This window comes from Algibacter sp. 2305UL17-15 (genome assembly GCF_040720935.1).
In the GTDB taxonomy this organism is placed as follows: Bacteria; Bacteroidota; Bacteroidia; order Flavobacteriales; family Flavobacteriaceae; genus Jejuia.
Window position 1 is genome coordinate 289,004 of record NZ_JBFDAE010000005.1, and the last position, 10,909, is coordinate 299,912.

Annotated in this window: 14 protein-coding genes; 10 read left to right on the top strand and 4 right to left on the bottom strand. The window is 34.5% G+C overall.

Translation table 11 applies throughout. From position 1 onward, the window contains the following. Positions 1-105: 105 nt before the first annotated feature. Positions 106-1,410, top strand: a complete 1,305-nt coding sequence (gene tyrS / locus ABXQ82_RS07750; protein WP_367057409.1) for a tyrosine--tRNA ligase — start codon at positions 106-108, stop codon at positions 1,408-1,410. A gap of 113 nt (positions 1,411-1,523) precedes the next feature. On the opposite strand, the gene ABXQ82_RS07755 is transcribed toward tyrS, so the two are convergent. The 3 genes from ABXQ82_RS07755 to ABXQ82_RS07765 all read right to left on the bottom strand — a co-directional run bounded on the left by ABXQ82_RS07755 (position 1,524) and on the right by ABXQ82_RS07765 (position 3,622). Further along, positions 1,524-1,976, bottom strand: a complete 453-nt coding sequence (locus tag ABXQ82_RS07755) for a YHS domain-containing (seleno)protein (RefSeq protein ID WP_367057370.1) — start codon at positions 1,974-1,976, stop codon at positions 1,524-1,526. Between the two features lie 46 nt (positions 1,977-2,022). Further along, entirely contained in the window at positions 2,023-3,003 is a 981-nt protein-coding gene (locus tag ABXQ82_RS07760) for an acyl transferase (protein WP_367057373.1), read from the bottom strand. Between the two features lie 277 nt (positions 3,004-3,280). Further along, a complete protein-coding gene (locus tag ABXQ82_RS07765) occupies positions 3,281-3,622 on the bottom strand; it encodes a T9SS type A sorting domain-containing protein (RefSeq protein WP_367057376.1) in 342 nt (113 codons plus the stop codon). A 199-nt stretch (positions 3,623-3,821) separates the two neighbouring features. Here ABXQ82_RS07765 and ABXQ82_RS07770 point away from each other — a divergent pair, with 199 nt between their 5' ends. After that, positions 3,822-4,499, top strand: coding sequence for a response regulator transcription factor (locus ABXQ82_RS07770; protein ID WP_367057379.1), 678 nt, complete (start codon positions 3,822-3,824; stop codon positions 4,497-4,499). Then, the gene (locus ABXQ82_RS07775) at positions 4,499-5,545 is read left to right on the top strand and encodes an ATP-binding protein (RefSeq protein ID WP_367057382.1); all 1,047 of its coding nucleotides are present in this window, start codon (positions 4,499-4,501) and stop codon (positions 5,543-5,545) included. The genes ABXQ82_RS07770 and ABXQ82_RS07775 overlap by 1 nt, the downstream gene beginning before the upstream one ends. Here the strand turns inward: ABXQ82_RS07775 and ABXQ82_RS07780 are convergent. Next, complete coding sequence (locus ABXQ82_RS07780) at positions 5,519-6,574, bottom strand: glycosyltransferase (protein ID WP_367057385.1); 1,056 nt, start codon at positions 6,572-6,574, stop codon at positions 5,519-5,521. The two genes, ABXQ82_RS07775 and ABXQ82_RS07780, sit on opposite strands and share 27 nt — an antisense overlap. Positions 6,575-6,768: 194 nt before the next feature. Here ABXQ82_RS07780 and trmB point away from each other — a divergent pair, with 194 nt between their 5' ends. The 7 genes from trmB (at position 6,769) to ABXQ82_RS07815 (ending at position 10,867) form a co-directional block, all read left to right on the top strand. Further along, positions 6,769-7,443, top strand: a complete 675-nt coding sequence (gene trmB / locus ABXQ82_RS07785) for a tRNA (guanosine(46)-N7)-methyltransferase TrmB (RefSeq protein ID WP_367057388.1) — start codon at positions 6,769-6,771, stop codon at positions 7,441-7,443. Then, the gene (locus tag ABXQ82_RS07790) at positions 7,444-8,073 is read left to right on the top strand and encodes a LysE family transporter (RefSeq protein WP_367057391.1); all 630 of its coding nucleotides are present in this window, start codon (positions 7,444-7,446) and stop codon (positions 8,071-8,073) included. It abuts the gene before it with no gap. Between the two features lies 1 nt (position 8,074). Beyond that, entirely contained in the window at positions 8,075-8,404 is a 330-nt protein-coding gene (locus ABXQ82_RS07795) for an MGMT family protein (protein WP_367057394.1), read from the top strand. Between the two features lie 210 nt (positions 8,405-8,614). Next, on the top strand, positions 8,615-9,751 hold the full coding sequence (locus ABXQ82_RS07800; RefSeq protein ID WP_367057397.1) for an Mrp/NBP35 family ATP-binding protein: 1,137 nt from the start codon (positions 8,615-8,617) through the stop codon (positions 9,749-9,751). A 3-nt stretch (positions 9,752-9,754) separates the two neighbouring features. Continuing rightward, entirely contained in the window at positions 9,755-9,997 is a 243-nt protein-coding gene (locus ABXQ82_RS07805) for a NifU family protein (RefSeq protein WP_367057400.1), read from the top strand. A gap of 111 nt (positions 9,998-10,108) precedes the next feature. Next, entirely contained in the window at positions 10,109-10,441 is a 333-nt protein-coding gene (locus ABXQ82_RS07810) for a ferredoxin (protein ID WP_367057403.1), read from the top strand. Between the two features lie 174 nt (positions 10,442-10,615). After that, the gene (locus ABXQ82_RS07815) at positions 10,616-10,867 is read left to right on the top strand and encodes a YegP family protein (RefSeq protein ID WP_367057412.1); all 252 of its coding nucleotides are present in this window, start codon (positions 10,616-10,618) and stop codon (positions 10,865-10,867) included. Positions 10,868-10,909: the final 42 nt, after the last annotated feature.

Below are 10,909 nucleotides of genomic sequence, written 5' to 3' on the forward strand. Positions count from 1 at the left end.
TTCTCCGCGCATCTCTACATAATTTAAACCAAAGAATTATCCAAAACCACTCCCTATTTCTAAGCGTATTTTTATATTTGCGCTAGTTTTCTAAAATTTGATATGATGATAAGGAATTTTGTAGAAGAATTAACTTGGAGAGGCATGATACACACAGTTATGCCAGGGGCTGAAGAACATTTAATGGAAAGCATGCGTAGTGCCTACGTCGGGTTCGATCCTACCGCAGATTCTTTACACATCGGAAACTTAGTGCCAATTATGTTATTAGCACATTACCAACGTTGCGGACACAAACCTGTAGCTTTAGTTGGAGGTGCAACGGGTATGATTGGAGATCCGTCGGGGAAATCTAGCGAGCGTAATTTGCTGGACGAGAAAACTTTACGTCATAACCAAGAAGCCATAAAAAACCAATTAGCACATTTTTTAGATTTTGAAAGTGATGCTGAAAATGCTGCCCTTTTGGTGAATAATTACGACTGGATGAAAGATTTTTCGTTCTTGGAATTTATTCGTGATGTAGGGAAACATATTACTGTAAATTACATGATGGCGAAAGATTCTGTAAAGAATAGAATTTCTTCAGATTCGGAGGAGTCAACCGAAGGTATGAGTTTTACGGAGTTTACATATCAACTGGTTCAAGGGTATGATTTCTTGCATTTATATAAAGCAAACAATTGCTCTATCCAAATGGGTGGAAGCGACCAATGGGGAAATATCACTACGGGAACAGAATTAATTCGACGTATTTTTGGGGGGAAAGGTTATGCTATTACCTGTCCGTTGATTACAAAGTCCGACGGGTCTAAATTTGGAAAATCAGAAGGGGGCAATGTATGGTTAGATGCGAACAGAACATCTCCGTACAAATTCTATCAATACTGGTTAAATTCAAGTGATGAAGATGCGGAAAAGTATGTCAAAATCTTCACGTTTTTAAATGAAGAAGACATTAGTGGATTAATTTCAGAACATAAAGAAGCACCACATTTAAGAGTCTTACAAAAGCGTTTAGCTGAAGAAATTACTAAAATGGTGCATAGTGAAGCAGATTTAGATAATGCTATAAAAGCAAGTGCTATTCTCTTTGGAAAATCTACTGGCGACGATTTAAAACAACTCAACGAACAAACATTTTTAGATGTTTTTGAAGGTGTCCCACAAACTGAAATCGACAAATCAGAGATTGATAACGGACTGGATATGATTGCTGCATTGGCTGAAAAAGGTGGGTTTTTAAAATCTAACGGAGAAGCAAGACGAGCACTTAAAGAAAACTCAATATCTGTAAATAAAGAAAAGGTAAAAGAAGATTATCAAATTACCCCATCAGATTTGATTAACGATAAGTTTGTGCTTTTGCAACGTGGTAAAAAAAGTTACTTTGTTTTAATTGTAAAATAAACAAAACCCCGCCTTTAAGCGGGGCTTTGACAAACTAACCAATTTACTTAAAAATAAATTTTCTTATTCTTAGCTTAAATTTAGTCGTATATAAGTTGAAATCCTTACACTAATTATTTCTGTTTTTTAAATTTTATAGTTTCCCAATTCTTATCCGCTCTTTGCTGTAATTCTTTAGGGTCTTCATTGTTCCATAATTCCAAAGTATTAGTGCCCCAAGCATTGTAAAACAAATACAACTTTCCATCTCTAATTAAAAACGATTCGGGGTTTATAGAAACTTTATCGTTTTTTAAAGCAATAGCATAGGCGCAATAACCACCATATTGTGGAATATACTTATCAGGGTTTTTTATAAATAGGTTGCGGTTTTCTTCCGAAGAAAATTTATAGTTCACACCGTCAAAAGTGGTTGTGAATTTGTTATTGCCTTTAAGAGCTTTGTTATTGAAATAGGAAACTACATCATAGCCATTAGCAGCAAAACCCTTTTTGGTGTTATAATCTATAGTTTGAGAAAAAAGTGATGTGGCATAAAGCAGAACTAATAAGATGAATGGTTTCATAATTAAAGTTTAATGTTAAGTCGAAAAAAAGATAGCAATATTACTTTTATAATACCATAAGATTACAACCTCGAATATCGGAATTATCAAAACGTCCAATAATTTCAAAGGAATCGTCATTGTAAACACGTCCTAAATCCTGAGTTGCAATAAAAGAGCAGGAGTTCATATTTGCCAAATCAATTACATTGATGCCTCCAGCTTTTTCGTGTTTTTGAATACTTAAAGGGTCTTCGGTATTTCGAGTTAAGATTTTCATCCATGGCGGACAATGAAAAATACCATTGCCTTTAGAATACGCCTGACTTAAAAGTTCCGTCATGCCGTATTCACTATGTATATTTTCAATACCAAAACCTTTCGATAATTTATCATGAAGTTCTTCTCGAATGAGTTCTTTCCGGCGTCCTTTCATGCCGCCAGTTTCCATGACGATGGTGTTTTTTAGATTGAAAGATGCATTTTCCACTAAATCCAGCAAAGCAAAAGAAACCCCTATTAAAAGCATTTTTTTTCCTTCGGCATCAAGCCTGATTAATTTATGTTTTAATTCCGAAAGGTTATTTAAATAAAAGCCACTTTCAGAAGCATTGGATTGGGTAATCAATGCATTTACCATATAAACCAAAGAAGAACCTTCTCGCTCCAAATAAGAGGGAAGTAATGCCAAAACCACGTAGTCTTCAATATTTCCGTAGAAATTATGAAACCCTTTCTGGAAACTTTGTTCGTACAAATTTAAATCGTTTATATAATGTTTACTGGTAATATCCCCAGTAGTTCCGGAACTTGTAAATATGGTTTCAGGGTCTGAATTTCCACTAACGACTTTATGAGACTTAAAAAACTGAATTGGTAAAAAAGGAATATCCCGAATGGTTTTCACATCACTCGGATGCTTGTTTATTAAATCACAAAACGAACGATAAACCCTATTGTTTTTAAACTGAAATTTAAACACTTCTAATGCTACGTTTTGAAATTCAGTAGCGTTTTCAATATTAAAAATAATGTTTTGGTCAATCATTCTTTAATGCAACTATTACTTGATAACTTGAAGTTTATAACATCAAGACAAAAATATGCAAATAAAAAAGCATCGCTCCGCGCAATGCTTTTAAAATTCAATTTTGAACTCATTTAAACTTTTTGTGTTTAAGCGAAAATTAGGAATTTTGAAGTTAAATGAAGGCTTTTTTAAACGGCATAGCATCGCTACGGAGTACTAAAAAGACAAGGTTTAACTTTAAAAGGACAATTTTTTAGCAAATAGAAAAAGCTTAAATGAGTTCTTTATATGAAAATTAGCGTATGACCAGTTTTCTAGTTTCGCTAATCGAGTTTTCGGTAATCTTCAAAATATATACGCCAGAAGTTAAAGATGAAATATCTAATTCCTTTTTTGTGGACACAGCAGCAGTAATTTTTTTTCCTAAAACATCATAAATTTCAACCCGTTTTAAAGCCTTACTTTTTGTGGTGATAAAAACAACAGATTTACTATTGCTTACTGGGTTTGGAAAAACTGAAAGTCCTTCAATACTATATTTATTAGGAGTGCCAAAAGTTGCATCCTGTGAAAACCCATTTTGAGCTGTCAAGAATAAAAAAGCCAGAACCAAGTAAAAAAAATAGTATTTCTTCATAGAAAACTTAAGCTAGTTAAATGTAATGATTTATTATCAAAAGCCATACCAAAATAGTGTTAAAGAATTGGGTTTTACGTCGAAAAGTTAATATTCGCTAAGTGCAATGTTACCATATTGTTATTTATGTTTTTATCTTTAAAGATTAACGCTATTAGTTTTATATTTACTTGCGAACACTAAATCTTACGATTCGGTAATGAATAAAAAAGACATAAAAATACTTCTAGTCGATGACGAGCCAGATATTCTAGAGATAGTTGGTTATAATTTATCTAACGAAGGCTATCAGGTAATTACTGCGGAAAATGGTGTTGAAGCTGTAAAAAAAGCGAAGAAGGAATTGCCTCAATTAATTATTTTGGATGTTATGATGCCAGAAATGGATGGAATTGAGGCCTGTGAGATTATCAGAAAAAATTCAAAATTAAAAGATATAGTGATTGCCTTTTTAACGGCAAGAGGTGAAGATTATTCGCAGGTTGCTGGGTTTGATGCAGGGGCAGATGATTATATTACAAAGCCAATTAAACCAAAGGTTTTGGTGAGCAAGGTCAAAGCGCTTTTAAGGCGTTTTAAAGATGATGCTAAGGATAGCATGAAAATTGGGGATCTTGTAATAAATAGAGACGAATACAAAATTAGCCTAAAAGGAAAGGAGATAATTTTACCGAGAAAAGAGTTTGAATTATTATCTTTATTGGCGTCGAAACCAGGTAAAGTTTTTAAGCGCGACGAAATTTTAGATAAAGTTTGGGGTAACGAGGTTGTTGTGGGAGGCCGAACAATCGACGTACATATTCGTAAGCTACGCGAAAAAATTGGAGATAAAAGCTTTAAGACAGTAAAAGGTGTCGGCTACAAGTTTGTAGATTAATGCAGCAGATAAAATTTAAGAGATCTTATAAGTTTGCGATCACGACATCGCTTTACATCACTATATTGTTTACACTCTTAATGAGTGTTTTTTTGTATTACTATTTTTCATTTCTATGGTTGCCCGTTTTGGTGTTTGCAATTGTTTGCTTCATTTTTTCTTTTTTAATTATTCAATTCAGGGTACAACGCCACATATACAGACGCGTAAAAACAATCTATGATGATTTAACACTTTTAGAATCGGCAAGTTTAACAAGAGGGGCTATAACTACAGACATGGCAACCTTAACTCAGGAAATTGACAAATTTGCTCGCGATAAAAAATTAGAGATTGAAACCTTAAAAATTAGAGAGCAATACCGAAAGGAATTTTTAGGAAACGTATCTCACGAATTAAAAACACCGCTATTTACAATTCAAGGTTATATTTTAACATTGCTTGACGGCGCGATGAATGATAAAAATATCAGAAAAAAATATTTGGAACGTGCCAATAGCGCGGTAGAAAGGCTAAGTTATATCGTCAGCGATTTAGATTTAATAACAAAACTAGAAGCGGGAGATTTAAGACTAAAACCCGAGGTCTTTGATATTGTTGCACTTATTAGAGAGGTTTTTGGTATGGTAGAAATGCGGGCCAACGATAAAAAAATCACTATAACTTTTGATAGAGACTATAAAAAACCTGTGATGGTTAATGCCGATAAAGAACGCATTCAACAAGTGTTAGTGAACTTAATTATTAACTCTTTAAAATATGGACGTTTAAAGGGGACAACGGAAGTAAGCATAGAAAATCTCATAAAAAATAAAGCCATTATACGTATAACCGATAACGGGGAAGGCATCGAAAAAAACCATCTGGCACGATTATTTGAACGTTTCTATCGTGTAGATAAAAGTGGTTCACGTAACCAAGGAGGCTCTGGTTTAGGGCTTTCTATCGTGAAGCATATTATTGAAGCACACGACGAACGTATTTATGTGGAAAGTGAATACGGCGTAGGTAGTGAGTTCTCATTCACTTTGGAAAAGGCGGAATAAATTGGCATAATCTATTTCACTATTAAAATTGGTTAAACCTTTAAATCCTGAAATGTCATCCAGCATTTTTATGGAAAAATCATCTTGATTACAACTAGGGGCAAAACCTTTTTTGGTAAATTGCTTCGCCAAATATTCCTGTTCAGATTGCCCGGGCGTGGGAATAAAAAACGCTTTCTTTTCTAATTTTGCCAAATCCATAATAGTCGTGTAGCCAGATCTAGATAAAACCAATCTGCTTTCGTTTATGGTTTTTTCCAACAATTCTGAAGTCATAAAATTATAGATACTCAATGTGCCTTTATGTTTAACTGTTTGTTGATTTTCCATGAGCCCTCTCACAAAAACGATACGTCCAGAGTAATTTTCTAACTCCTTTAAAAGTTTAGTTTCCAGTAAGCTCCGTTGAGGTTCTGGTCCAGAAAGTAAAACCAATAAATCAATTGTTAGAGTACTATCTTTTTTTTCAAACCTGCTCAAAGCACCGATATATGTTACTGGAGTATCCAAACTATGATCATGTCCCAATTTTCCGGACAAGTTAAGTTCACCTTTAGTATCTGGCACCCAACATGCATCAAATTGTTTTATAAATTTTTCATGTAATTTAGTACTTAACCAAGTCGTACTGCCACTCAATACTTTCAATTGATGCGTTATAAAAACACTCGGTACATTTTTATTATAAACACCCAATCTATTATCCGAAATTATCCCAGAAATATTCTGCGTTTCAATAATAGCCGCAACGGCTTTTTTTTCAGCTTTAATCGCCTTCAGTAATTTAGGAGCATCTTTTATCAATTTCAGCTTAAAAAACTTCCCGTTTTTGGCATAGGTCATATTATAGGCAGGCAATTCCATCGTAGAAAATTCAGGAAACTCTTTTTTTAAAAGCAATAATGCGGCACCGTCGCTCGCAATAATAGGTTCAAAACCATGTGCAAACAAAGCTTTTATAATTGGGATACATCGGGCGGCATGACCCAATCCCCAATTTAAAGGTGCGACTAAAATTCTTTGTTTCATTATTAATAATTATGGCGTGCCACCTCCCAAGGTCGGCGTCGGGCTTTCGGCAGTCGCTCTCTGCGAGGAGCTTCAACAAATGCCTCAATCCCTCACGCACATTTTTGCTAAATTCAAAGATAAGCTATTAAGGTTCTTGTGTATTTGCTTAATTTTACCAATTCAAAAATATTATAAGAAATAGTCAAGAGATTTTGGGAAGTAAAAATAAGCTTAAACGATTTAGAGAAAACGATACATTTACAAACGTGTTTCAACCATCGAGAGACGAATTAGTTCATTCTAATTTCGAATTAAAAGGACAATGGAACAATCAGTTTTTTAAAAATAATAATCCAATAGTTTTAGAGCTGGGTTGTGGTAAAGGTGAATACTCTATTGAATTGGCAAAAAAATACCCCAACAAAAACTTTATTGGTGTGGATATTAAAGGCGCACGATTTTGGAGAGGCGCAAAGACTGCGATAGAAGATACTATTCCTAACGTAGCTTTTCTACGAACTCAAATAGAGTTAATAGATCATGCGTTTGCAGAACATGAAGTAGATGAAATCTGGATTACTTTCCCAGACCCCCAAATAAAATACAAACGTACCAAACACCGATTGACAAATGCTGCGTTTTTAGAACGTTACAAGCAAATTTTAAAACCAGACGGCGTGGTGAACCTAAAAACCGATAGCGAGTTTATGCATGGTTATACATTAGGACTTTTACATGGCGCGGGCCATGAGGTGCTGTATGCAAATCATAATGTCTATAAACAAGAGGGGAGTCCGGAAGAAGTAACAAGTATCCAAACCTATTATGAATCTCAATATTTAGAGCAGAACAAACCAATTACGTATATTCGGTTTAAAATAAAATAAGTGGACATTACCTTTATCTTTTTCTTGGGATTATTTTTTGCGCTAGTAGGCGTTATTCCTCCTGGGTTGTTGAATATGACGGCTGCAAAAATTAGCTTAAAAGAAGGACACGTTCGAGGTATTATGTTTTCTATTGGTGTTAGCTTTGTTGTTCTCATACAAACCTACGTAGCCGCAATTTTTGCACGTTATTTAAGTAAGCATCCTGAAGTTATTGATATACTTAGAATTGTTGCTTTAATCATCTTTATCTTAATTACTGTCTATTTTTTATTCATCGCAAAATCAAAACCCAAACAACAAATTGAACCCAAGATAAAAAGTAAGCATAGCCGATTTTTTCAAGGTATTTTCATGTCGGCAATTAACATGTTTCCTATTCCGTATCAAGCTTATATGACCATTACCTTGGCATCGGTAGGTTGGTTGAATTTTGAGCAGACCAGTATTATTTCTTATGTAGCAGGTGCAGCTATGGGGACTTTTGTAATGTTATATGTTTATATTTTCTTTTTTGATAAAATTAAAAGTAAGTCGTTAACCTCTCAAAAAAACATGAATTATATTATTGGAGGCATTACGGGCATTATTTCAATAGTAACTTTAATTAACATTATTAAAGATTTCTAAGATGAAACCTGAAACCTTAAATTTCTTTGATAAAGTTTATGAAGTTGCAAAATTGATTCCATATGGACGAGTTACCAGTTACGGTGCAATTGCAACATATTTGGGAGCAGCAAGAAGCGCAAGAATGGTAGGTTACGCCATGAATGGTTCTGGCGGAAAAGATGTTCCAGCACATCGGGTAGTGAATAGAAAAGGATTGCTAACAGGGAAACATCATTTTGATGGTACAAATTTGATGCAACAACTTTTAGAGAGTGAAGGGGTTGTGGTCATAGATCATCAAATTCAGAATTTTGATGCAATCTTTTGGGATCCTTCAAAGGAATTATAATTGCTATGCCGTACCGAAATTTCGGGGTTATTTCAGCATCTCATTTAGTTTATCCTATTATTTCCTAATTTCAGTAAAATTTACAAATAATCATAAATCCCAACCCATAACCAAACCCAATATCAACATAGCAAAAACTTCTAGCTTCCGACTTCCGTCTTCAAGCTTTATTCTCTATCTTTGCCTTTAGAATGATTCTTAATAAAAGAAATGAAGTTAAATAAACAAGACATATACAAAGCACTCGAAACCATTACCGTTCCTGGCGAAGGACAAAACATGGTAGAAAGCGGTGCTGTGAAAAATGTGGTCACATTTGCCGATGAGGTTATTGTAGATATCACGATTAAAAACCCGAGTTTGCAGGCAAAAAAACGAACTGAAGTAGATATTCTTAAAACCATTCACGAAAAGGTGTATGCGAAAGCAAAAATCACTATTAATGTTAAGGTTGAAGCTCCTGAGACACCAAAAGCGAATGTGATAAAAGGAAAGCCAGTTCCTGGTCTTCGAAATATAATTGCTGTAGCATCGGGTAAAGGTGGTGTAGGTAAATCTACTGTTACTGCAAATCTTGCGGTTACTTTGTCAAAAATGGGTTTTAAGGTAGGCGTTTTAGATGCTGATATTTATGGGCCATCCATTCCAATTATGTTTGATGTTGCAAATGAAAAACCATTAGCAGTAAAAATAGATGGGAAATCTAAAATGAAACCCATAGAAAATTACGGTGTAAAAGTATTGTCTATAGGATTCTTTACACAACCCGATCAAGCCGTAGTTTGGAGAGGGCCTATGGCAGCAAAAGCTTTAAATCAAATGATTTTTGATGCACATTGGGGCGAACTTGATTTCTTGCTTTTAGATTTACCACCGGGAACAGGCGATATTCATTTAAGCATTATGCAGTCGTTACCCATTACTGGGGCGGTGATAGTAAGTACACCACAAATTGTAGCCTTAGCCGATGCTAAAAAAGGAGTAGCGATGTTTCAGCAAGAAAGTATCAATGTTCCCGTTTTAGGAATTATTGAAAATATGGCGTACTTTACACCAGACGAGTTACCTGATAACAAGTATTATATCTTCGGAAAAGAAGGCGCAAAAAACCTTGCTGAAGATTTAAAAGTACCATTTCTAGGGGAAATTCCGTTAGTACAAAGTATAAGAGAGGCTGGAGATATAGGTCGGCCTGCTGCGTTACAAACAGCAACATCTTTAGAAAAAGCTTTCGAAAAAATAACGCAAAACGTCGTACAGGAAGTGGTAAGTCGTAACGATACTTTACCACCAACGGAAGCAATAAAAATTACCACTATGGCTGGGTGCGCAGCAGTAAAGAAATAAGATATGACTTCAGAAGAATTAAGACTAAATGTTGAAAAGGCCCTAGATGAAATTCGTCCGTTTTTACAAAGCGACGGTGGCGATATTTCATTATTATCTATAGAAGATGATAAATTGGTTAAAGTGCAATTGCAAGGTGCTTGCGTTGGTTGCAGCGTTAATCAAATGACTTTAAAGTCTGGTGTAGAAATGACGATAAAAAAACACGCGCCACAAATAGAACAGGTTATAAATATTGATGCTTGATTTTTTTCTTCAACCATAAACTTCTTTCTTACTTTTTTAGATTAATACCATAAAATATAATATTTTTGGCACGCAAAATGCAATAGCATTGATGTAACAATAAATCATATAATGAGTCAAGACATAAACATAAAAATAACAGATAGAGATGGTGTAGCACACGAGATTGTGGCACCTACCGATATGGCAATGAATTTAATGGAAGTAGTGCGTTCTTACGAGCTAGCTCCAGAGGGCACTATTGGTGTTTGTGGCGGTATGGCTATGTGCGCCTCTTGCCAATGTTATGTGTTAAGCGAAACTGAATTGCCAGAAATGAGCGACGACGAAGAAGCTATGTTATCAGAAGCTTTCGATGTAAAAGATAGTAGCCGTTTAGGGTGCCAAATACAAATGACGCCAGACATGGAAGGTTTGGAGGTGGAATTGGCTCCTGAGAGTTAAATTATTATGTGACTTATCGTAAATTAAGTGTCCTATAATTAATCAAACAGGTTAATGGCACTTCTAAAAATTTTTCAGGATAAGGATAGTAATTTTAGGTTTTTTTTAAAAACTAAAAAAGACATACTATTTTTTAGTGAACCATTTTCTTCATTGCAATTATGTTCGGAAAAAATGAGCTATTTTAAAGCGCATTCAAGAGCAGAAAAAAACTTTAAAAGACGACAGGCTGGATGTGGAAGCTATTATTTTGTTTTTATAAAGTACGGAAATAATGAAATAATAGGTACTAGTAAAAGTTATCTTAATAAAAGTTCAATGGAGAATTCCATTTCACTAATTAAGGGATCAAGAACAATTGTTGTGTTTACGCAAATACTGTGGTTAACCTATAAAGGAAAAAATCTACGTTTCTCACACCTCTGAACTGTGCCCTAAAAGCTTTAATTTTTGCGTTGAAAGATTCTG